Annotated in this window: 19 protein-coding genes; 16 read left to right on the top strand and 3 right to left on the bottom strand. The window is 68.3% G+C overall.

What is annotated here, in order from left to right:
• The first annotated feature begins 96 nt into the window (after positions 1-96).
• From pdhA to ACZ5PO_RS29110, 8 genes are all read left to right on the top strand, one after another.
• A complete protein-coding gene (pdhA, locus tag ACZ5PO_RS29145; protein WP_464185728.1) occupies positions 97-1,260 on the top strand; it encodes a pyruvate dehydrogenase (acetyl-transferring) E1 component subunit alpha in 1,164 nt (387 codons plus the stop codon).
• Positions 1,261-1,304: 44 nt separating this feature from the next.
• Positions 1,305-2,714 carry a pyruvate dehydrogenase complex E1 component subunit beta gene (locus tag ACZ5PO_RS29140; protein ID WP_464185726.1) on the top strand — a complete coding sequence of 470 codons (1,410 nt, stop codon included), beginning with the start codon at positions 1,305-1,307 and terminating at the stop codon, positions 2,712-2,714.
• Positions 2,715-2,769: 55 nt separating this feature from the next.
• A complete protein-coding gene (locus ACZ5PO_RS29135; RefSeq protein WP_464185724.1) occupies positions 2,770-4,128 on the top strand; it encodes a pyruvate dehydrogenase complex dihydrolipoamide acetyltransferase in 1,359 nt (452 codons plus the stop codon).
• A 30-nt stretch (positions 4,129-4,158) separates the two neighbouring features.
• Complete coding sequence (locus tag ACZ5PO_RS29130) at positions 4,159-4,764, top strand: nucleoside 2-deoxyribosyltransferase (protein WP_464185723.1); 606 nt, start codon at positions 4,159-4,161, stop codon at positions 4,762-4,764.
• A gap of 43 nt (positions 4,765-4,807) precedes the next feature.
• On the top strand, positions 4,808-6,265 hold the full coding sequence (gene lpdA / locus ACZ5PO_RS29125) for a dihydrolipoyl dehydrogenase (RefSeq protein WP_464185721.1): 1,458 nt from the start codon (positions 4,808-4,810) through the stop codon (positions 6,263-6,265).
• A gap of 106 nt (positions 6,266-6,371) precedes the next feature.
• Positions 6,372-6,656 (top strand): GlsB/YeaQ/YmgE family stress response membrane protein, encoded by a 285-nt coding sequence (locus ACZ5PO_RS29120; protein WP_464185719.1) that lies wholly within the window; start codon positions 6,372-6,374, stop codon positions 6,654-6,656.
• 127 nt (positions 6,657-6,783) lie between these two features.
• A complete protein-coding gene (gene lipA / locus ACZ5PO_RS29115; RefSeq protein WP_464185717.1) occupies positions 6,784-7,764 on the top strand; it encodes a lipoyl synthase in 981 nt (326 codons plus the stop codon).
• Positions 7,765-7,801: 37 nt separating this feature from the next.
• Positions 7,802-8,275 (top strand): type II toxin-antitoxin system RatA family toxin, encoded by a 474-nt coding sequence (locus ACZ5PO_RS29110; protein ID WP_464185716.1) that lies wholly within the window; start codon positions 7,802-7,804, stop codon positions 8,273-8,275.
• Positions 8,276-8,300: 25 nt separating this feature from the next.
• Here the strand turns inward: ACZ5PO_RS29110 and ACZ5PO_RS29105 are convergent, their stop codons facing one another.
• A complete protein-coding gene (locus tag ACZ5PO_RS29105) occupies positions 8,301-8,813 on the bottom strand; it encodes a CinA family protein (protein ID WP_464185714.1) in 513 nt (170 codons plus the stop codon).
• A gap of 1 nt (position 8,814) precedes the next feature.
• The gene (locus tag ACZ5PO_RS29100; protein ID WP_464185712.1) at positions 8,815-10,017 is read right to left on the bottom strand and encodes a bifunctional 2-C-methyl-D-erythritol 4-phosphate cytidylyltransferase/2-C-methyl-D-erythritol 2,4-cyclodiphosphate synthase; all 1,203 of its coding nucleotides are present in this window, start codon (positions 10,015-10,017) and stop codon (positions 8,815-8,817) included.
• Between the two features lie 225 nt (positions 10,018-10,242).
• Here ACZ5PO_RS29100 and dusB point away from each other — a divergent pair, with 225 nt between their 5' ends.
• From dusB to hflX, 8 genes are all read left to right on the top strand, one after another.
• Positions 10,243-11,241: a tRNA dihydrouridine synthase DusB gene (gene dusB / locus ACZ5PO_RS29095; RefSeq protein WP_464185709.1), complete on the top strand. Its 999-nt coding sequence runs from the start codon at positions 10,243-10,245 to the stop codon at positions 11,239-11,241.
• Complete coding sequence (locus ACZ5PO_RS29090) at positions 11,238-12,389, top strand: two-component system sensor histidine kinase NtrB (RefSeq protein ID WP_464185708.1); 1,152 nt, start codon at positions 11,238-11,240, stop codon at positions 12,387-12,389. The genes dusB and ACZ5PO_RS29090 overlap by 4 nt, the downstream gene beginning before the upstream one ends.
• 4 nt (positions 12,390-12,393) lie before the next feature.
• A complete protein-coding gene (ntrC, locus tag ACZ5PO_RS29085; protein WP_464185707.1) occupies positions 12,394-13,836 on the top strand; it encodes a nitrogen regulation protein NR(I) in 1,443 nt (480 codons plus the stop codon).
• Between the two features lie 346 nt (positions 13,837-14,182).
• Positions 14,183-16,429 (top strand): sensor histidine kinase NtrY-like, encoded by a 2,247-nt coding sequence (locus tag ACZ5PO_RS29080; RefSeq protein ID WP_464185705.1) that lies wholly within the window; start codon positions 14,183-14,185, stop codon positions 16,427-16,429.
• A complete protein-coding gene (gene ntrX / locus ACZ5PO_RS29075; protein WP_464185704.1) occupies positions 16,426-17,796 on the top strand; it encodes a nitrogen assimilation response regulator NtrX in 1,371 nt (456 codons plus the stop codon). The genes ACZ5PO_RS29080 and ntrX overlap by 4 nt, the downstream gene beginning before the upstream one ends.
• Positions 17,793-18,674 carry a D-amino-acid transaminase gene (locus tag ACZ5PO_RS29070; protein ID WP_464185703.1) on the top strand — a complete coding sequence of 294 codons (882 nt, stop codon included), beginning with the start codon at positions 17,793-17,795 and terminating at the stop codon, positions 18,672-18,674. Before ntrX ends, ACZ5PO_RS29070 begins: the two co-directional genes overlap by 4 nt.
• 155 nt (positions 18,675-18,829) lie before the next feature.
• A complete protein-coding gene (gene hfq, locus ACZ5PO_RS29065; protein WP_188608358.1) occupies positions 18,830-19,081 on the top strand; it encodes an RNA chaperone Hfq in 252 nt (83 codons plus the stop codon).
• A gap of 474 nt (positions 19,082-19,555) precedes the next feature.
• Positions 19,556-20,923, top strand: a complete 1,368-nt coding sequence (gene hflX, locus ACZ5PO_RS29060; RefSeq protein ID WP_464197096.1) for a GTPase HflX — start codon at positions 19,556-19,558, stop codon at positions 20,921-20,923.
• Between the two features lie 82 nt (positions 20,924-21,005).
• Here hflX and mazG read toward each other — a convergent pair whose 3' ends face one another.
• Positions 21,006-21,836 carry a nucleoside triphosphate pyrophosphohydrolase gene (mazG, locus tag ACZ5PO_RS29055; RefSeq protein ID WP_464197094.1) on the bottom strand — a complete coding sequence of 277 codons (831 nt, stop codon included), beginning with the start codon at positions 21,834-21,836 and terminating at the stop codon, positions 21,006-21,008.
• Between the last annotated feature and the right edge of the window lies 1 nt (position 21,837).

The following is a 21,837-nucleotide window of genomic DNA, read 5'->3' as shown; positions in this document are numbered from 1 at the left end:
GCGCCGATAGCGGTTGCAATCGTAACCGTGTCCGGGGGGCTCGATTCCAGTGGGCCTATCGGCTAGTAGTGGCTGCCTAAGCGAGGGAGGGCGACCATGGCTCGTGAGCCGCGCAGGTCTCGGCAGACCGGTTCGGAGCAGACCGCTGCATCCGGTTCGGATTCCAAACCCGCCGCGGGCCCGGCCCGCCGCAAACCCGTGGCCGCATCGGGCCGCGCGGCGGCATCGGCCACGGTGGCCAAGGCCGAGGCAGCGCTCGAGGCCGCCACGCCCGCCCTGGCCCCGCCAGCCGACTTGAGCCGCGACGACGAGCTCGCGGCGTACCGCGCGATGCTGCTCATCCGCCGCTTCGAGGAGAAGGCGGGGCAGATGTACGGCATGGGCCTGATCGGCGGCTTCTGCCATCTCTACATCGGGCAGGAGGCCGTCGTCGTCGGCATGCAGGCGGCGATGAAGCCGGGCGACCAGGTCATCACCGGCTATCGCGACCATGGCCACATGCTGGCCACCGGCATGGACGCCAGGGGCGTCATGGCCGAGCTGACCGGACGCCGCGGCGGCTACTCCAAGGGCAAAGGCGGCTCGATGCACATGTTCTCCGTGGAGAAGAAGTTCTACGGCGGGCACGGCATCGTCGGCGCGCAGGTGCCGCTCGGCACCGGCATCGCCTTTGCCAACCGCTACCGCAAGGATGACGCGGTGTGCCTCACCTATTTCGGTGATGGCGCCGCCAACCAGGGCCAGGTCTACGAGAGCTTCAACATGGCCGAGCTCTGGCGCCTGCCGGTCGTCTACATCATCGAGAACAACAAGTACGCGATGGGCACCTCGGTCGCCCGTTCCTCCGCCCAGCAGGATTTCTCCAAGCGCGGCGCCTCGTTCAATATTCCCGGCGAGCAGGTCGACGGCATGGATGTGCGGGCGGTCAAGGCCGCCGGCGAGCGCGCCATCGCCTGGGCGCGCGGCGGCAAGGGCCCCTACATCCTGGAGATGCAGACCTACCGCTACCGCGGCCATTCCATGTCCGATCCCGCCAAGTACCGCACGCGTGACGAGGTCGAGCGCATGCGCACGGAGCACGATGCCATCGAGCAGGTGCGCAAGCGGCTGCTGGAGGGCCACAAGGTCGCCGAAGACGAGCTGAAGCGGCTCGACGCCGAGGTTCGCCAGATCGTCAACGAAGCCGCCGACTTCGCCACCCACGATCCGGAGCCGGATCCGGCCGAGCTGTGGACCGACGTCATCTACGAAACCGCCTGATGCGCCGGCACTGCGCCGTCCCGTCCGACCTTCAGAGCTGAGCCATGCCGACAGACGTCCTCATGCCCGCGCTTTCTCCGACCATGGAGGAAGGCAAACTCGCCAAATGGCTCAAGAAGGAGGGTGACAGCGTCAGGTCCGGCGACGTCATCGCCGAGATCGAGACGGACAAGGCCACCATGGAGGTGGAGGCCGTCGACGAAGGCGTCCTCGCCAAGATCCTGGTACCGGACGGGACCGAGAACGTCGCGGTCAACACGCCGATCGCCATCATCGCGGCCAACGGCGAGGACGTGACGACGGCGTCGTCCGCCGCGCCGGCTCCGCAGGAGCGGACGGCAGAGTCCAAGGCGCCGGCCCCCCAGAGCGAAGCACCGCCGCCGGTCAAGGCGCCGGCCAAGGCCCCGTCGGCAGTGGCCGCGCCCCCGAGCCTCGAGGCGCAGCCCGAGCCGGACGTTCCAGCCGGCACCGAGATGGTGACCATGACGGTGCGCGAAGCCTTGCGCGACGCCATGGCCGAGGAGATGCGCCGGGACGGCGACGTCTTCGTGATGGGCGAGGAGGTGGCCGAGTACCAGGGCGCCTACAAGGTCACTCAGGGGCTGCTGCAGGAGTTCGGCGACCGGCGTGTCGTCGACACCCCGATCACCGAGCACGGCTTTGCCGGCCTCGGCGTGGGCGCGGCGTTCGCGGGCCTCAGGCCCATCGTCGAGTTCATGACCTTCAACTTCGCCATGCAGGCGATCGACCAGATCGTCAATTCGGCCGCCAAGACCCATTACATGTCGGGCGGTCAGATCATCTGCCCGATCGTGTTCCGCGGCCCGAACGGCGCCGCGGCGCGCGTCGCGGCGCAGCACAGCCAGGATTACAGCTCCTGGTACAGCCATATACCGGGCCTGACGGTCATTGCGCCGTACTCGGCGGCGGACGCCAAGGGCCTGCTCAAGGCCGCCATCCGCTACCCTAATCCGGTCATCTTCCTGGAGAACGAGATCCTTTACGGCCACTCGTTCCCGGTGCCGAAGCTCGACGACTACGTACTGCCGATCGGCAAGGCAAAGGTCGTGCGCCACGGCGCGGACGTCACCATCGTCTCATGGTCGATCGGCATGACCTACGCGCTCAAGGCGGCGGAGGAACTGGCCAAGGACGGCATAGAGGCCGAGGTCATCGACCTGCGCACGCTGCGGCCGATGGACTCGGCCACCATTGTCGAATCGGTGAAGAAGACCGGGCGCTGCGTGACGGTCGAGGAAGGCTGGCCGCAGTCCGGGATCGGCGCCGAGATCTCGGCCCGGCTGATGGCGGACGCCTTCGACTATCTCGACGCCCCGGTGACCCGCGTGTCGGGCCGCGACGTGCCGATGCCCTATGCGGCGAACCTGGAGAAGCTGGCGCTGCCCTCCGTCGCCGACGTGGTCGAAGCGGCGAAGGCCGTTTGCTACCGCTAGGCGGGCACGAAAGCTCCCATGTCTGCGACCCTGGTTTGAGCCGCGCGAGGACGCCATGCCCACCAACATCCTGATGCCGGCCCTGTCGCCCACGATGGAGAAGGGCACCCTCGCCAAGTGGCTCAAGAAGGAGGGTGATCCGGTCAAGTCCGGCGATGTCATCGCCGAGATCGAGACCGACAAGGCCACCATGGAGGTGGAGGCCGTCGACGAGGGCGTGCTCGCCAAGATCCTGGTGCCCGACGGTACCGAGGATGTCGCCGTCAACCAACCGATCGCCATCATCGCGGCCGAGGGGGAGGACATCAAGGCGGCGGCCGCCGCGCCGGCGGCGGAGCAGCCGAAGCCGGCCGCCGCGCCTGAAGCGCCGGCGGCAAAGCCGCAGGCTGCCCCTGCCCCTGCGCCTGCCGAGGCGGGGCAGCCGTCCGCGCCGCAGGCCCGCGCCGGCAACGGCCACGACCGGGAGGACGGCCGGGTCTTCGCGTCGCCGCTGGCACGCCGGCTGGCCAAGATCGCTGGCATCGATCTGTCGGCTATCGCCGGCACCGGGCCGCATGGCCGCGTCATCGAACGCGACGTCAAGGCCGCCCAAGGCGGCGGTGCCAAACCGGCAGCGAAGCCGGCGGCCGCGACGGCCGTAGCTCCGCCATCCGCCCCGACGCTCGCGCGGGCGCCCAGCGACGACGCCGTCCGCTCCATGTTCGAGCCCGGCAGCTTCGAAGAGGTGCCGCACGACGCCATGCGGCGGACGATCGCCCGCCGGCTCACCGAAGCCAAGCAGACGATCCCGCATTTCTATCTGACCATGGATTGCGAGCTCGACGCGCTGCTGGCGCTGCGCGAAGAGGTCAACAAATCGGCCCCGACCGACAAGGAGGGCGACAAGCTCTACAAGGTCTCGGTGAACGACTTCATCATCAAGGCGCTGGCGCTGGCGATGATGCGGGTGCCGGATGCCAATGTCAGCTGGACCGAGACGGCGATCCTCAAGCACAAGCACGCCGACGTGGGCGTGGCCGTGTCCATCCCCGGCGGGCTGATCACCCCCATCGTCCGCAAGGCCGAGCTGAAGACGCTGTCTGCGATCTCCAACGAAATGAAGGAGATGGCCGGCCGCGCCCGCAACCGGCGGCTGAAGCCCGAGGAATACACCGGCGGCTCGACGGCGGTCTCCAACCTCGGCATGTTCGGCGTGCGCGAGTTCGCCGCCGTCATCAACCCGCCGCACGCGACCATCCTGGCGGTGGGCGAGGGCGAGAAGCGAGTGGTCGTCAAGGGCGGCGCGCCAGCGGTCGCCACCATCATGACGGTCACGCTGTCGACCGACCACCGGGCCGTCGACGGGGCGCTGGGCGCCCGCCTGCTCGGCGCCTTCAAGCAGCTCATCGAGCATCCCATGGGCATGCTGGTGTGAAGGGGCTGCCGCGATGGCGCGTCGATAGCCATGCCTCAGGTCTACCTCGCCGGCCCTGACGTGTTTGCGCCGAACGCGCGCGAGCTGGCGCTGCGTAAGCAACAGCTCTGTCAGGCATACGGTCTGGTCGGCCTGGTCCCTGTCGACACGGACGAGGCGCAGGCACCGGTGGACGTCTCGTCGCAGCGTATCTTCGCGGCCAACGTTGCGATGATGCGCTCCGCCGCCGCGATCATCGCCAACCTCACACCGTTCCGCGGCGTCAGCGCCGACGCGGGCACCATCTTCGAGCTGGGCTTCATGGCCGCCCTCGGCAAGCGGATCTACGGCTATTCGAACGTGGCGACGCCGTTCAGGGAGCGGCTGGCGGCGGCGCTCGGACCGTTGCAGCCCGGCGCCGACGGTCGTCTCTTCGGCAGCGACGGCCTCGCCATTGAAGACTTCGGTCTGGGCGACAATCTGATGATCGACGAAGCGCTCGTCGTCTTCGGCCACCCTCTGGTCACCAGCGACGTCGCACCCGGCGCCGCGTTCGACGATCTCACCGCGTTCGAGGCCTGCCTCGTCCAGGTTCGACGTGATCTGATCGGGAGCGATCCTCCCGGTCTGGCTCAGTCTTCCGGATCCGTGCCCTAGCACGCCCATCCGCCCCGTCCGGGGACATCCTGCGGAGATTGCCTTGCCTGACATCTACGACGTCGTGGTCATCGGCTCCGGGCCGGGAGGCTACGTCACGGCCATTCGCGCGGCTCAGCTCGGCTTCAGGACAGCCATCGTCGAGCGCGAGCACCTGGGCGGCATCTGTCTCAACTGGGGCTGCATCCCGACCAAGGCGCTGCTGCGCTCCGCCGAGATCTACCACTACCTGCAGCACCCCGGGGATTACGGCCTCAAGGCCGAGAACGTCGCCTTCGACGCCAAGGCGGTCGTGGAGCGCTCGCGCGCCGTGTCGCGGCAGCTCAACGCCGGCGTCGGCTTCCTGATGAAGAAGAACAAGGTCGACGTGATCTGGGGCGAGGCCAAGATTGCCAAGGCCCCGAAGGGCCAGGCGGCGGGCACCGTCACCGTCGCCGCGTCGAGCAAGGAGCCGATGCAGCCGCAGCCGCCGTTGCCCAAGGGCGCGCTCGGGCCCGGCAGCTACGAGGCCAGGCACATCATCGTCGCGACCGGGGCGCGACCGCGGGTCCTGCCCGGGCTCGAGCCGGACGGGAAGCTGGTGTGGACCTATTTCGAGGCCATGGTGCCGCAGACCATGCCGAAGTCGCTCCTCGTCGTCGGCTCCGGCGCCATCGGCATCGAGTTCGCCTCGTTCTACCGCACGTTCGGGACGGAGGTGACCGTGGTCGAGGTGCTCCCACAGATCCTGCCGGTGGAGGACGCCGAGATCGCCGCCTTTGCCCGCAAACGCCTGGAAAAGCAGGGGATCCGCATCCTGACTGGCGCCAAGGTGAGCAAGCTCGAAAAGGCATCGGGCCACGTCACCGCCACCATCGACGACGGCAAGGGGGGCATCGAGAGGATCGAGGTCGAACGCGTCATCTCGGCTGTCGGCGTCGTCGGCAACATCGAGAACCTCGGCCTCGAGCAGCTCGGGGTCCGTACCGAGCGTGGCGTCGTGGTCACCGACGGGCTCGGGCGGACCAGTGTAGAAGGCGTCTACGCCATCGGTGACGTGGCCGGCCCGCCGATGCTGGCGCACAAGGCAGAGCACGAGGGCGTGCTGTGCGTGGAGACGATCAAGGGGCTTCCCACCCACCCGATGGACAAGGCCATGATTCCGGGCTGCACCTACTGCAACCCGCAGGTGGCGTCCGTCGGCCTCACCGAGGCCAAGGCCAAGGAGGCCGGCTACACCGTCAAGGTCGGGCGCTTCCCCTTCATCGGCAACGGCAAGGCGATCGCGCTGGGCGAGCCGGACGGGCTGGTGAAGACCATCTTCGACGGCAAGACCGGCCAACTCCTCGGCGCCCACCTGGTGGGCGCCGAGGTGACCGAGCTCATCCAGGGCTTCGTCATCGCCATGAACCTGGAGACGACGGAGGAGGAGTTGATCCACTCCGTCTTCCCGCATCCCACGCTGTCGGAGACGATGCACGAAAGTGTGCTCGACGCGTTCGGCCGTGTCATCCATACGTAGACTTGCAGCGATAGCACATGCGCCGCTGCGTGAGCGCCGTACCGCGCCTCTATCGAAGCTGGTGCGGCAGGCCGGGTAGAGCGTTGCAGAGGACGGGGAGACCGGAATGAACGATCAGGTTTACGGCGCGCTGGGGCAGCCCGGGGTGAGCTTCATCGTCGCCATCATCGTCGGCGCCATCGCCGGCTGGATTGCCGAGAAGATCACCCGCTCCGACATGGGGTTCTTCACCAACATCCTCATGGGCATCATCGGCGGCATCGTCGGCAACATACTGGCGCGGCTCATCGGCCTTTCCATCTACGGCTTCTGGGCCAATCTCATTACCGCCGTCATCGGCGCCGTCATCCTTATCTACGCCTATCGGGCGATCCGCGGGCGGACAGCCTGACGCATGGCGTCCGGGGACGTTTGCGCCCCCGCGGCAAAGCACATAGATAGGAGCGGGCGCGGCCTTCGGTTTCCTCCGCGCCCCGTGAAACGAGGCGCGGCGCCGCCGCCGCGCCGGAGCCCTGTCCATGGCTGTCGTTCTCGACCTCCTGAATCGCGATCCGCGCCCGGCCGCGGCACCCGCTGCCGCGCGTCATCCGGAGAAGGCGCACAAGCCCGACCAGCCGGTGCAGCGCAAGCCGGATTGGATCCGGGTCAAGGCGCCGGGCTCGCCGGCATGGTCGGCGACCCAGAAGATCGTTCGCGACAACAAGCTCGTCACCGTCTGTGAAGAGGCCGGCTGCCCGAACATCGGCGAATGCTGGGAGAAGAAGCACGCGACGTTCATGATCATGGGCGACACGTGCACGCGCGCCTGTGCCTTCTGCAACGTCAAGACCGGCCTGCCGGCGCCGCTCGTGGCCGATGAGCCGGAGAAGGTGGCGGACGCGGTGGCCAAGCTCGGCCTGAGCCACGTGGTCATCACCTCAGTGGACCGCGACGATCTGCCGGACGGCGGGGCGAGGCACTTCGCCGCCGTCATCGCCGCCATCCGCCAGCGCTCCCCGGGCACGACCATCGAGATCCTGACCCCGGACTTCCTGCGCAAGGACGGCGCGCTGGAGGTGGTCGTGGCGGCCAAGCCCGACGTGTTCAACCACAATCTGGAAACCGTGCCGTCGAAATACCTCACCGTCCGGCCCGGGGCCCGCTATTTCCACTCCATCCGGCTGCTGCAGCACGTCAAGGAGCTCGATCCCACCATCTTCACCAAGTCCGGCATCATGGTCGGCCTGGGCGAAGAGCGGAACGAGGTCTTGCAGCTGATGGACGATCTGCGCTCGGCGTCGATCGACTTCCTGACCATCGGCCAATACCTGCAGCCGACCAGGAAGCATCACCCGGTGATCCGCTTCGTCACGCCGGACGAGTTCAAGGCCTACGAGACCACGGCCTACGCCAAGGGCTTCCTGATGGTCTCGGCGACGCCGCTGACGCGCTCGTCCCACCACGCCGGGGAGGACTTCGCCCGGCTGAAGGCGGCGCGCGAGGCGCAGCGGAGTCGCTGACCTTCGTTGGAATTCTCAGTCAATCGGACCCCGATCGATGCCGTCGTTCCAGACCACGCGTGATGTGGCGCATACGCCTGCCCAGATGTTCGATCTCGTGGCCGACGTCGAGCACTATCCGGAGTTCCTGCCGCTGTGCACCGGGCTGACGGTCCTCCGGCGGGAGACGAACGAGGACGGCACGGAGACGTTGGTGGCCCGCATGAGCGTCGGCTACAAGTCGATCAGCGAGAGCTTCACCAGCCGCGTGATGCTCGACCGGGCGCGTCTGAAGATCGTCGTCGAGTATATCGACGGCCCCTTTCGCCAGCTCACCAACCGCTGGACCTTCACGGACTCGCCCAAGGGCTGCCTGGTGACGTTCTTCATCACCTACGAGTTCAGGAGCCGCATGCTCAGCATGCTGATGGGCTCGATGTTCGACAAGGCCTTCCGCCGCTTCGCCGAAGCGTTCGAGCGACGGGCGATGACGGTCTATGGCCCGGCCGTTGCGTCGAGCGGGGCCGCCTGAGCGCCTTCGCCACCGGCTGGCTCGATCAATCGGGCTCGACCGCCTGGCTCAGCAACTCCAGCGCCTGCGCCACGGCGGCCAGGCGGATCGCGGTGCGGCCGAGGTCGTCGAAGCGGCGTTCGACGTGCAGGGTCGGATGTCCCGTCCGCGCGGCCGCGAAGTGCACCAGCCCGACAGGCTTCGCCAGGCTGCCGCCGCCAGGGCCGGCGACGCCGGTGATGGCGACGGTGGCGCCGGCGCGAGAATGGGCGAGCGCCCCCTCCGCCATGGCGCGGGCGACGGGCTCGCTCACGGCGCCGTGCCGGTCGATCAGATCCATTGGGACGCCGAGCATCTCGTGCTTGGCCTCGTTGGAGTAGGTGACGAAGCCGCGGTCGACCACGTCCGATGAGCCGGCGATCTCGGTCAGGGCACCGACGACCAGCCCTCCGGTGCACGATTCCGCCGTGGCGACCATGAGCTGGCGGGCGCGGCATAGGGTGAGCAGCGCAGCCGCCCGCGCGGCGATATCGGTTGGGATTGCACCGGCGACCGCCATTTCAGCTCTCCTCGTCCTGTTCCGGCGGCAGTCGCACGCTGGCCACGGCCTGGGCGGCGATGCCCTCACGCCGGCCGGTGAAGCCCAGGCCCTCGGAGGTCGTCGCCTTGATCGACACGGCGCCCGGCCGCAGTCCGGCGATGGCTGCGATCCGCTCGCGCATCGCGTCGCGATGCGGGCCGATCCGGGGGCGCTCACACACCACCGTGATGTCCACGTGGTCGATGATGCCGCCGCGAGCGCGGACCCGCTCGGCCGCGTAGGCCAGGAAACGGTCGGAGGAGGCGCCACGCCATTGCGGATCGCTCGGCGGAAAATGCGTCCCGATGTCGCCGTCCGCGATGGCGCCGAGCAACGCGTCGGTCAATGCATGCAGGACGACGTCGCCGTCGGAATGGGCGACGACCCCGCGGTCATGGGCGATGCGCACGCCGCCGATGACGAGGTGATCGCCGTCGCCGAACGCGTGCACGTCGTAGCCGAGGCCGACGCGGCCGATCAGGAGCGGGGCTGGATAGCCGTGGCGTGCGAAGTCCGCCGGCGTCGTCAGCTTCACGTTGCGTGCGTCGCCCGCGAACGTGAACACGGACAGCCCGGCCCATTCGGCGATGGCGGCATCGTCGGTGAAGGTGTCCGCGAAGCTGGCGGCGCGCCGGTGCGCGTCGGTGATCGCCGCAAAGCGGAAGGCCTGGGGCGTCTGCACGGCGCGCAGCGCCGACCGGTCGTAGGTCTCCTGAACCCGGCCGTCCGCGCCGACGCGCTTGATGGTGTCGGTCACCGCCATGGCCGGCACCGCGGCCCCATGCGCCGCGGCGGCGTCGACGGCACGGTCGATGAGGTCGGCCGACACGAAGGGCCGGGCGGCGTCATGAATGAGGACGACGTCGACACCGGGCGCCGGCAGGGCGGCGAGGGCCTCGAGGCCGGCCCGCACCGACGCCTGGCGGCTGTCGCCGCCGGCGACTGCCGGCCGGAGCTTGGCCGCATCGGCCGATTCGAGCAGCGCCAGGGTGCCGTCGTAGGTGGGCCGATCATCAGGATGGATGACGACGACCACGTGCGCCACGCGCGGCGCCGCGAGCAGGGTGCTCAGGGCGTGCCACAGCACAGGTCGGCCGCGCAGATCGCGGTACTGCTTGGGCTCGCCCGGGCCGGCGCGGGTGCCGCGCCCCGCCGCGACGAGAATGGCTGCGACGACGGTCATGGCGCCTCCACAAAGCATTTCCGTTCGCGGAAATGCGCCGACTTTTCGAATCCAGAGCGCATCTCTCCGCTCGGAGAGACCCGCTCTGGTGCATCGGACGGACGTCTAACCGGACCGGCGCGCAAAGGCCAACTTTGCGTGCGAGCGCGTTTTTTGGGGAGCTTCGTGTTGCATTGCGAAGCCGCGCTGGCTAACCGCGTCCGGATTGGCTAAATGATAAGCATTATGTGCGATGATCATCATCTAGGCAGGCAGGCCCTGGCTGCCCTCCGGACAGGGGGCGGCGTCCTGGCACCCATGTCGGGCGTGACCGACGTGTGCTTTCGGCGCCTGGCGGAGCGGTTCGGGGCCTCCCTCGTGGTGTCGGAAATGGTCGCTTCGCGCGCCTTCGCGCACGGCGCGGCCGAGGCCTCCATGCGGGCGGAAGGCGCCGGCATCGCCGTCCATGCGGTGCAACTGGCCGGTTGCGAGGCGCGCTGGCTGGGAGAGGCGGCACGGGTCGGCGCGGCTCATGGCGCCGCCATCATCGACATCAACATGGGCTGCCCCGCCAAGAGCGTGACCGGCGGCCTCGCCGGGTCGGCGCTGATGCGCGACCTCGATCATGCGCTGCGCCTGGTCGACGCCGTCGTCGCCGCCGTCGCCGTGCCGGTGACGCTGAAGATGCGGCTGGGCTGGGACGACCAGAGCCGCAACGCCCCCGAACTGGCCCGGCGCGCCGAGGCGGCCGGGGTCGAGCTGGTGACCGTTCACGGCCGCACCCGCCAGCAATTCTACAAGGGCGCAGCGGACTGGGGCGCCGTGGCAGCCGTTCGCGCGACGACGACCCTGCCGCTGGTGGTCAATGGCGACGTCGTGGACGTGCAGACCGCCGCCACGGCCCGCGCGGCCGCCGACGCCGACGCCGTCATGATCGGGCGCGCCGCCTTGGGGCGTCCCTGGCTCGTGGGCGAGATCGCCGCGGCGCAAGCCGGACGGCCGTGGCAGCCGCCGACGCCGGCGCAGAAGACCCAGGCCGTCTGCGAGCACTACGAGGCGATCCTCGATCTCTACGGCAGGGAGACGGGCGTGCGTCATGCGCGCAAGCACCTGTCGGCCTACGCCGCCCACGCGGGGGCGCCCGAGCCGCTGCGGCAGGCTCTCGTGTCGTCGACCGATCCAGCCGAGGTGCTGCGCCTGGCGCAGCAGCTCTTCGACCGAACCGAATTGGAGTTGGCCGCATGAGCACAGGCCGCGCCTCCGCGCGATCACCCCTCAGCCGTGTCTTGGACGCCGCGGCCGTCGACAGCGCGCAGATCCTCAACGTTCTGCCCGTGCCGATCCTGACCATCGGTCCGGGCAACGTGATCGTCCACGCCAACAGCAGTGCCGAGGATTTCTTCGAGCAGAGCCTGGCCATGTTGCGGCGGCTGCGCCTGTCGGACCTGCTGTCGTTCGGCTCGCCCGTGCTCAGCATGCTCGACGACGTGCGCGAGCGCGGTTCCAGCGTCAGCGGCTATCGGGTCGCCGTCGGGCGGCCGCGTCTGGGTGGCGACTGCATCGCCGACGTCTTCGCAGCTCCTTTGCGCGAAGATGCCGAAAACGTAGTCTTGATGCTGCAAGAACGAACAATTGCTGAAAAAATGGACAGGCAGCTCACCACCCGGGGCGCGGCGCGGTCGGTGACCGCGCTGGGCTCCATGCTCGCCCACGAGATCAAGAATCCATTGTCGGGCATCCGTGGTGCGGCGCAGCTCCTGGAGCAGTCCGCCAACGACGACGACCGGCAGCTGACGCAGCTCATCTGCGACGAGGCCGACCGCATCGTGAAGCTCGTCGAGCGCATGGAGTTCTTCGGCGACGAGCGCCCGGTGGAGCGCGAGGCGGTCAACATCCACGGCGTGCTCGATCACGTGAAGCGTCTCGCCCAGTCCGGCTTCGCCCGCCACATCCGCTTCGAGGAGATCTACGATCCCTCACTGCCGCCGGTGCTCGGCAATCGCGACCAGCTGATCCAGGTGTTCCTGAACCTCGTGAAGAACGCGGCCGAGGCGATCGGCCAGGACGCCATGGACGGGCAGATCACGTTGGCGACGGCGTTCCGTCCGGGCATGCGCATGCAGGTGCCGGGCTCGCGGGCCAAGGTGAGCCTGCCGCTGGAGTTCCGCGTCACCGACAATGGTCCCGGCGTGCCCTCCGACATCCTGCCCGATCTGTTCGACCCGTTCGTCACCACCAAGGCGCAGGGAAGTGGTCTTGGTCTTGCTTTGGTCGCCAAGGTGATCGGCGACCATGGCGGTGTGGTCGAGTGCGAATCGGGAGCGCATCGAACGACGTTTCGCGTTCTGATGCCGATGTTTACAGCCCGGGACGGGCGTGGAGCAGGGACTTGACCACATGGCGCACGGACACATCTTGGTCGCAGACGATGACGCCGCGATCAGAACCGTCCTGAACCAAGCCTTGTCGCGTGCGGGTTACGATGTGCGGTCGACAGGACAAGCGGCCACGCTGTGGCGCTGGGTGTCGCAGGGCGACGGCGACCTGGTCATCACCGACGTGGTGATGCCCGACGAGAACGCCTTCGATCTCCTGCCGCGGATCAAGAAGCTTCGGCCCGACCTGCCGATCATCGTCATGAGCGCGCAGAACACGTTCATGACCGCCATCCGCGCCTCGGAGCGCGGCGCCTATGAGTACCTCCCTAAGCCATTCGACCTGAAGGAGCTGGTGTCGATCGTCGGCCGCGCGCTGTCGCGTCCGCGCGGCCAGACCACGGCCTCGGGCGGCGGCGAGCCCGAGGACATCCCGCTCGTCGGCCGCTCGCCGGCGATGCAGGAGATCTACCGCGCGCTGGCGCGGCTGATGGCGACCGATCTCACGGTGATGATCAGCGGCGAGTCGGGGACCGGCAAGGAGCTCGTGGCGCGCGCGCTGCACGACTACGGCAAGCGCAAGGGCGGGCCGTTCGTGGCGGTCAACATGGCGGCGATCCCGCGCGACCTGATCGAGTCCGAGCTGTTCGGCCACGAAAAGGGGGCCTTCACCGGCGCCACGGCACGCAACGCAGGCCGCTTCGAGCAGGCGGAAGGCGGCACGCTGTTCCTGGACGAGATCGGCGACATGCCGATGGAGGCGCAGACGCGGCTTCTCCGCGTGCTCCAGCAGGGCGAGTACACCACCGTCGGCGGACGAACGCCGATCAAGACCAACGTCCGCATCATCGCCGCCACGAACAAGGATCTGCGCATCTCGATCCAGCAGGGGCTCTTCCGCGAGGACCTGTTCTTTCGCCTCAACGTCGTGCCGCTGCGCCTGCCGCCGTTGCGGGAGCGGGCGGAGGACGTGCCCGACCTTGTCCGCCACTTCTTTGGCATCGTCGAAAAGGAGGGGCTGCCGCGCAAGCAGATCGACACCGAGGCGATGGACCGCCTCAAGCGCTACCGCTGGCCCGGCAACGTGCGCGAGCTGGAGAACCTGGTCAGGCGGCTGGCCGCGCTCTATCCGCAGGACACCATCACCGGCCCGATCATCGACGCCGAGCTCGATCCGACGCCGCCGACCTCTCTGACCGCTTCCGCCGCGCCCGGCCCCGACACGTTGTCGTCGGCTGTGGAGCGGCACCTCGCCACCTATTTCGGCGGCTTCAAGGACAACCTGCCGCCGCCCGGCCTCTACCACCGGATCCTGCGCGAGCTGGAGGGGCCGCTGCTCGGCGCGGCACTGGCGGCGACCCGCGGCAACCAGATCAAGGCGGCCGAGCTCCTGGGCCTCAACCGCAACACGCTGCGCAAGAAGATCCGCGACCTCGACCTGCAGGTGATCCGCACCAGCCGCTGAGCCGCCGCTCCTCCGCAGGCTCGATGCTCGAGCCGGGCGGCCGGATGGCCGGCGCGCCCGCGGCGCCCGTGCGTGCCCTATCTGCCCGGTGAATCATCACGGATGTGGCGCTGTGGCCCCGCCGGCCGTCCGGCGGCGCGCCCGCTCGTCCTCTGCCGCCACGACCCCCTCGCGACGCGTTCCGTCTTGATCCGACTGGAGGAATTCCGTCGGGCCGGCCGATTTCGTTCGGCGCCGGGTCTGGAATCGTCCGGCTTGCCGCGGGATTGTCTTATTTGGACAACACTGTTGTCTTCCCGCATCACCGCGATCGAATCGCCCCGCCGCCCCCGTCACGAGGTTCTGTTTGGCCGTCGCCGCCCAGGTAGCTCCGGATGCACGCGCCGAAACGACATCCCATCGGGTGTCGGGCGTCGTCGGGGTCGTTCTCGTCATCGCTGCGCTGACGTCGGCCCTGCTCACCTTCATGGTGCTGGCGGGCATGACGCCGATCCTGCCGACGCATTTCGTCGTCGTCTGGATGCTGTTCGTCAACGCGCTGCTGGTGCTCGCCCTGCTTTCGGTGGTGCTGTGGGAGGCCGTGAGCCTGTACCGCGCCCGCCGACGCGGGGCTGCCGGCGCCGGCTTACACGTCCGCATCGTCGGTCTGTTCTGCCTGGTCGCGGCCTTCCCGGCCATTCTCGTCGCCTTCGTCGCCTCGGTGTCGCTGGAGCGCGGGCTCGATCCCTGGTTCATCAGCTCCATCAAGGCGCTGATGGGCAATACGGTCGAGATCGCCAAGGCCTACCGCGAGACCCAGTGCCGCACGGTGGTGCGCGAGGCCGGGCTGATGGCCGCCGATCTCAACCGCGCCAAGGGGCTGTTCGACGCCGATCGCAAGCTGTTCCGCGACTTCCTCGTGTCGCGATCGGACTTCCTGGGCTTTCCCATCACCATCCTGATGCGCGTCGACGGCGACGTCGTCGAGCGGGTGGACAGCGGCAAGATCGAGAACGTGCCGCTCCCCACCGGCGAGGATCTGAAGGATGTCGGCGACAGCAGCGCCGTCTGCCTCATCCCGGAACACCGCAACATCTTCGGCGCGGTGCAGCGGCTGCCGGCGCTCGACGGCATGGTGCTGTTCGTGGCGCGTCCGGTCGACCCCAAGGCCATCGAGTTCCTGCCGGTGGCCGAGGCGGGGGTCGCCTATTACCAGGCGCTGGAGGAGAAGAAGCTCGGCATTCAGATCGCCTTCGCGTCCATGTTCTCGCTGGTGGCTCTGATCGTGCTGCTGTCGGCGGTCTGGTTCGGCCTCGGCTTCGCCAACCGGATCGTGTCGCCGGTGCGTCGCCTGATTCACGCAACGGACCAGGTCGCCACGGGCAATTTCTACGTCCAGGTGCCGATCAACCGCTCCGAGGGCGACTTCGGCCATCTGAGCGAGACCTTCAACAAGATGACGGGCCAACTTCGGCGCCAGCACGACGGGCTGGTGTCGGCCACCGACGTCATGGACCGGCGCCGGCGCTTCACCGAGGCGGTGCTGTCGGGGGTCTCCGCCGGCGTCGTCGGCGTCGATGCCCGGGGCCGGGTCACCATCGTCAACCCGTCCGCCGAAGCGCTGCTCCAGACGCGGCGCGATCTGCTCGTCGGCCGGCCCATCGACGACGTTCTGCCGGAGATCACCGAGCTCAAGCAGGAGGCTCAGGAGACCCGCCGGCTGGTGCAGCGGCAGATCGCCATCGAGCGCGACGGCCGGGAGCGGACGCTGAACGTGCGGGTCACCAGCGAGCAGTCGGACCTGGCGGACGAGGGGGTCGTCGTGACCCTCGACGACATCACCGATCTGGTCCACGCCCAGCGCACCGCGGCCTGGGCCGACGTGGCGCGCCGCATCGCCCACGAGATCAAGAACCCGCTCACCCCGATTCAGCTGTCGGCGGAGCGCATCCGGCGCAAGTACGGCAAGGTCATCACCACCGACCGCGACGTCTTCGACCAGTGCACGGCGACCATCATTCGCCAGGTCGACGACATCAAGTCCATGGTCGACGAGTTCTCCTCCTTCGCCCGCATGCCTGCGCCGGTGCTGGACACGGACGACATCGGCGACACCGTCCGCCAGGTGATCTTCCTGCTGCAGGTGGCCCATCCGGACATCGACTTCGTCGGGCAGTTGCCGAAACAGCCTCTCCTCGTGCGTTTCGACCGGCGCCTCGTCTCACAGGCGGTACAGAACATCATCAAGAATGCGACGGAAGGGATACAGGCCCTGCCGGCGGCCGAGCGCGGCAAGGGCATGGTGACCGTGTCCGTCGCGGAAGAGCCCGGCGACGTCATCGCCATCGAGGTGAGCGACAACGGCAAGGGCTTTCCCAAGGAGCACCGGCAGCGTCTGCTCGAGCCCTACATGACCTCGCGCGAGGGCGGCACCGGCCTGGGGCTGCCGATCGTGCTCAAGATCTTCGAGGAGCACGGCGGCAGCATCGAGTTGCTCGATGCGCCGGCCGTCGCCGAGGGCGGCCGGGGGGCCCGGGTCAGGATGTGGTTTCTCAAGAGCGGGGGTGCGGACGCGAACCCGCCGGGCGAGAAGACAGGGGGCTTCACTGGATGAGTGCTGACATTCTTATCGTCGACGACGAGAGTGATATTCGCGATCTCGTGGCCGGCCTGCTCGAGGACGAGGGCTATCGGCCCCGCACGGCAGCCAACTCCGATGAAGCTCTGGCCTCCCTGGAGGCGCGGCGGCCCGGTCTGGTGTTCCTCGATATCTGGTTGCAGGGCAGCCGGCTCGACGGGCTGCAGCTGCTCGACATCATCAAGGACCAGCACCCCGACCTGCCGGTGGTGATGATCTCGGGCCACGGCAACATCGAGACCGCCGTCTCGGCGATCAAGCGCGGCGCGTACGACTTCATCGAGAAGCCGTTCAAGGCCGACCGCCTGATCCTGGTCGCCGACCGCGCCCTGGAGGCGTCGCGGCTGAAGCGCGAGGTCAAGGATCTGCGCACGCGCTCGGTCCAGGCCAGCCGCATCGTCGGTCGCTCGCCCGCCACCAACCAATTACGCCAGGTCATCGAGCGGGTGGCGCCGACCAACGCGCGCGTCCTCATCACCGGCGCGCCGGGGGTCGGCAAGGAGCTGACGGCGCGAACGATCCATGCGCTGTCGTCGCGCTCGTCGGGCCCGTTCGTCGTGATCAACGCCGCGACGATCACGCCGGACACCATGGAGAGCGAGCTCTTCGGCGTCGAGAGCAGCGACGGCAAGGGGCGCCGCGTCGGCGCCCTGGAGGAGGCGCACGGCGGTACGCTCTACATCGACGAGGTCGCCGACATGCCGCAGGAGACGCAGAACCGCATTCTGCGCGTTCTGGTCGATCAGAACTTCCAGCGCGTGGGCGGCGCCACCCGCGTGCACGTCGACGTGCGCATCGTGTCGTCCTCCAGCCGCGACCTGCCCAGCGCCATTGCCGCGGGCAAGTTCAGGGAGGACCTGTTTCACCGGCTGGGTGTCGTCCCGATCCGCGTTCCGGCGCTGGCGGAGCGCCGGGAGGACGTGCCGGAATTGATCGAGTTCTTCATGGACCAGATCTGCGGCACCACGGGCCTGCCCAAACGGACCATTGCCGACGACGCCCTGGCGGTGCTGCAATCGCACGACTGGCCGGGCAACGTGCGGCAGCTGCGCAACAACGTCGAGCGGCTGATGATCCTGGCCGGCGGCGATTTCGACGCGGAGATCACCGCCTCCATGCTGCCGACCGAGATCGGCACTCTGGTTCCCACCACGCCGACGGGGGCGGGGGGCGAGAAGCTGATGGGGCTCGCCCTGCGCGAGGCACGCGAGATCTTCGAGCGCGAGTACCTGACGGCCCAGATCAATCGCTTCTCCGGCAATATCTCCCGTACCGCCGAGTTCATCGGCATGGAACGCTCCGCCCTGCACCGCAAGCTCAAGTCGCTCGGGATCGGATCGTGAGCAGAATAGCCTATGTGAACGGCCGCTACTTGCCGCATGCGGCAGCCGGCCTCTCCATCGACGATCGGGCCGTGCTGTTCGCCGACAGCGTCTACGAGGTCTGTGAGGTCAAGGCTGGCCGCGTCGTCGACGTGCGGCTGCACCTCGACCGGCTATCGCGATCCCTGGCGCAAATCGGCATGGGCTGGCCGGTCGGACGGCCCGCGCTGGAGCGGATCCTGGTCGAGGTGGCAGCCAGGAACCGGGTGCGCGACGGGCTGGTCTACCTCCAGATCAGCCGCGGCGCCGCCCGGCGCGATTTCTACTTCCCGGCGCCTGACGTCGTGCCGAGCCTCGTCGTCACGGCCCGCTCCGTCGATCGCATTGCGGCGGATAGCGCGGCTGCGAACGGCATTGGCGTCTTCACCACGCCCGACAATCGCTGGGGCCGGGTCGATATCAAGACGACCGGACTGCTGCCGAACGTGCTGGCCAAGGAATCGGCCCGGGCGCGCGGCGGACGCGAGGTCTGGTTCGTCGATGCCGACGGCATGGTCACCGAGGGCGGCTCGAGCAACGCCTGGATCGTGACCCAGGTCGGCCAGGTCGTGACCCGCCCGGCCGAGCACGGCATCCTCCGCGGCGTCACCCGCACGACGCTGCTGAAGCTGATCGAAGAGGAAGGGCTGGCGCTCGAAGAACGGCCGTTCAGTGTCGATGAGGCCTACGCAGCAAAGGAGGCCTTCAACACGGCGGCGACTGCGCTGGTGATGCCGGTTGTACGAATCAACGACCGGCCTATCGGGGCGGGCAGCCCCGGTCCACTGGCCACCAGGCTGAGGCGTGACATTCACCATGTGGCAGAATTCACGGACATTCACGCCAGAGTGAGGGCCTAGATCAGCTTTTGCTTGCAGGCACTCTTGCATAATACGAAAAGTGGCAGTGTAATGGCCGATGACCGGTCATTCGTCCCTCGCACTTTGAACAGCGAGGCAAAAATAGAACCGAAGTCCGCCGGCGGCCGGTGCCGGCGCACTCGTGAGGCAAAAAAATGGCGGGCGAACGCGCGCAAAACCTTCAGGACACGTTTTTAAATCATGTCCGCAAGAATAAAATTCCATTGACGATCTTCTTGGTCAACGGGGTCAAGCTTCAGGGCGTCGTCACCTGGTTCGATAACTTCTGTGTGTTATTGCGCCGCGACGGTCATTCTCAACTCGTCTACAAACACGCCATTTCGACCATCATGCCAGGGCATCCGATCCAACTGTTCGAGCCCGCGGAAGAGGCCGAAAAGGCGTAGAGACGCACGCGTCCGCGCGAGCACATCCGGCGATTTAACGGTCCACGATTCCGATCTCCGGCGCGCGTCAATGCGCGCTGGGGTGGGTGGTCGTCGCCGGATTCGCCCGTGGATGGTGCGGTACGCCGTCGCACGCTCCTCCCCGGGGCGCGCGACGGAGCCGGCTAGGGCGCGTCCTGATCGGCTGAAACCACCCCGATCAGAGAGAAGTGTTTCTAATCCAAAGACTTGGAGCATTTCTCTTCGATCCGACGCCACCGTCTGATCGAAGCGAAATGGTCTCGGGCCGGACACCGCGTCGGCCTGAGCCCGCTTGCCCGGTTCGTGGCCGATCGCAGTTATGAGTTTGGACCGATCGGGTCCAAGATCGCCGGGCGGGATCATTGTGATCGCCGACATGCCGCCAGCAGAGGTGCAGTGAGCGAAACGAAGGGACGCAGGGAGACCGAGGGCTCGGCCGTCGGCCGCTCGCCGGTGATCGAGGCCGAGAAGGCGATCGCGGCGCGGACGCGGACGATGGTGGTCGGGCCCTATCTCACCGAACGGGCCCGCCGGTCCGGCCAGGCGGGTGCCGCGCCGCCGTTGCGCGACGCGGCGGCGCGCCTGGACGAGGCGACCGGCCTTGCCGGCGCGATCGATCTGGATGTGGTCGCGAGCCTCGCCGTTCCCTTGGCCGATGTCCGGCCAGCAACTTATCTCGGTAAAGGCAAGGTCGAGGAGCTGGCCGTCAGAGTGCGGGCGGAGGAGATCGGGCTCGTGGTCATGGACTGCGCCCTGTCGCCGGTGCAGCAGCGCAACCTGGAAAAGGAGTTCGGCGCCAAGGTCATCGACCGGACCGGGCTGATCCTGGAAATCTTCGGCCGACGGGCGCGGACCAAGGAAGGCGCGCTGCAGGTCGAGCTCGCCCATCTCGACTACCAGAAAAGCCGGCTGGTGCGGTCGTGGACGCATCTTGAGCGCCAACGCGGCGGCTTCGGCTTTCTCGGCGGCCCTGGTGAGACCCAGATCGAGGCCGATCGCCGCCTGATCCAGGAGCGGATGGCGCGGATCGAGCGTGAGCTGGAGCAGGTCAAGCGCACGCGTGGTCTGCACCGCGAGAGCCGCCGGCGCGTGCCGTATCCGACCGTGGCGCTCGTCGGCTACACCAACGCCGGCAAGTCGACGCTGTTCAACCGGCTGACCGAGGCGCGGGTGATGGCCGAGGACATGCTCTTCGCCACCCTCGACCCGACGGCACGGGTGATCACCTTGCCGCACGGGTCCAAGGCCATCCTCTCGGACACGGTGGGCTTCATCTCCGACCTGCCGACCATGCTGGTCGCAGCCTTCCGCGCCACGCTGGAGGACGTCATGGAGGCCGACGTGCTGCTGCACGTGCGCGATGTCTCACACGGCGATACCGAGGCGCAGGCGGCTGACGTCGTCTCGATCCTGAACGACCTGGGCGTGGATCCGGCCGCTGGCAGCCGCATCATCGAAGTCTGGAACAAGGCTGATCGGCTCGATCCGGCCGAGACGCTGCGCCTCGGCAACCTGGCGGCGGGTCGCGCCACCGCAGCCCGCCCGGTGCTCGTCTCGGCGCTGACGGGGCAGGGCGTCGACAGGCTGCTCGCCGAGATCGAGGAGCGTCTGGCGAAAGGCCGCCCCGTCTACCGGGTGATCATGGACGCGGCCAACGGCGCAGACATCAACTGGCTCTATGAAGAGGCCGAGGTGCTGGACCGGCGCACGGACGAGGACGGCAGGCTCGTGCTCGCCGTCCGCATCGCGCCGCAGAAGGAGCCCAGGCTGCTGCGCCGGGCCCCGGGCGCCAAGCTGATCCGGCCAGGTGCTGCGGCGTGAGCGGCCGCGCCGCCACGCGCGGAGGCCGTGGTCCGGCAAGGGGTTGGAGCGGGCACGCGGCCTCGCGGATGAGGATCTCGCCCTAAGGTTCCGCTCGCTCGCCGCGTTTGGCGGCGATCCAGTGGGCCTCCATTTCGTCGAGGTCCGCCTCGACGAGCGATTTTCCGCTGGATTCAACAGCTTGCTCGACGTGGCGGAAGCGTCGTGCGAACTTGTCGTTGGTGCCGCGCAGGGCCGTCTCCGGGTCGATGCCGGCATGCCGCGCCAGATTCACCACGGCGAACAGCAGATCGCCGATCTCGTCGCCGAGCGCCGCGGGGTCGCCGTCAGCGAGCGCTTCGCGCACCTCGTCCAGCTCCTCCGCGATCTTGTCGACCACCTGGGCGGTCTGCGGCCAGTCGAAGCCGACCGTCGCGGCCCTGGCCTGCAGCTTCTGGGCCCGGGTGAGGGCGGGCACGTTGGCCGGAACCGCCGCGAGTAGGCCGGCGTCCTCCTCGGCCAGGCCGGCCGCGGCGCGGGCTGCCCGGCGCTCGGCCTTTTCCTGCGCCTTGATGGTTGCCCACAGCCGCGTGACGTCGTCGGCCGAGAGCCCGCTCGCGTCGCCGAACACGTGCGGGTGGCGGCGGATCATCTTGGCCGAAATGGCCTCCACCACGTCGCCGAAGGCGAAGGCGCCGCGCTCTTCCGCCATGCGGGCGTGGAACACCACCTGCAGCAGGAGGTCGCCCAGCTCGTCGCGCAGGTCGACGAGGTCGCCGCGCGCGATCGCTTCGGCCACCTCGTAGGCCTCCTCGATGGTGTAGGGCGCGATCGTGGCGAAGGTCTGCGCCAGATCCCAGGCGCAGCCGCTGCCCGGCGTGCGCAGGCGCGCCATGATGGCGATCAGATCGGCGATATCCCGCGTCGCTTGCACG

It is taken from the genome of Chelatococcus sp. KU-N122 (assembly GCF_055391085.1).
The sequence above is the reverse complement of the archived record's forward strand: the minus strand, read 5'-3'. Positions and strand labels throughout refer to the sequence as shown.

Excerpts from the sequence above, each read along its gene's own strand:
- pdhA (WP_464185728.1), top strand. The coding sequence starts at position 97 with ATGGCTCGTGAGCCGCGCAGGTCTCGGCAGACCGGTTCGGAGCAGACC.
- ACZ5PO_RS29140 (WP_464185726.1), top strand. The coding sequence starts at position 1,305 with ATGCCGACAGACGTCCTCATGCCCGCGCTTTCTCCGACCATGGAGGAA.
- ACZ5PO_RS29135 (WP_464185724.1), top strand. The coding sequence starts at position 2,770 with ATGCCCACCAACATCCTGATGCCGGCCCTGTCGCCCACGATGGAGAAG.
- ACZ5PO_RS29130 (WP_464185723.1), top strand. The coding sequence starts at position 4,159 with ATGCCTCAGGTCTACCTCGCCGGCCCTGACGTGTTTGCGCCGAACGCG.
- ACZ5PO_RS29120 (WP_464185719.1), top strand. The coding sequence starts at position 6,372 with ATGAACGATCAGGTTTACGGCGCGCTGGGGCAGCCCGGGGTGAGCTTC.
- lipA (WP_464185717.1), top strand. The coding sequence starts at position 6,784 with ATGGCTGTCGTTCTCGACCTCCTGAATCGCGATCCGCGCCCGGCCGCG.
- ACZ5PO_RS29110 (WP_464185716.1), top strand. The coding sequence starts at position 7,802 with ATGCCGTCGTTCCAGACCACGCGTGATGTGGCGCATACGCCTGCCCAG.
- ACZ5PO_RS29105 (WP_464185714.1), bottom strand. The coding sequence starts at position 8,813 with ATGGCGGTCGCCGGTGCAATCCCAACCGATATCGCCGCGCGGGCGGCT.
- ACZ5PO_RS29100 (WP_464185712.1), bottom strand. The coding sequence starts at position 10,017 with ATGACCGTCGTCGCAGCCATTCTCGTCGCGGCGGGGCGCGGCACCCGC.
- dusB (WP_464185709.1), top strand. The coding sequence starts at position 10,243 with ATGTGCGATGATCATCATCTAGGCAGGCAGGCCCTGGCTGCCCTCCGG.
- ACZ5PO_RS29090 (WP_464185708.1), top strand. The coding sequence starts at position 11,238 with ATGAGCACAGGCCGCGCCTCCGCGCGATCACCCCTCAGCCGTGTCTTG.
- ntrC (WP_464185707.1), top strand. The coding sequence starts at position 12,394 with ATGGCGCACGGACACATCTTGGTCGCAGACGATGACGCCGCGATCAGA.
- ntrX (WP_464185704.1), top strand. The coding sequence starts at position 16,426 with ATGAGTGCTGACATTCTTATCGTCGACGACGAGAGTGATATTCGCGAT.
- hfq (WP_188608358.1), top strand. The coding sequence starts at position 18,830 with ATGGCGGGCGAACGCGCGCAAAACCTTCAGGACACGTTTTTAAATCAT.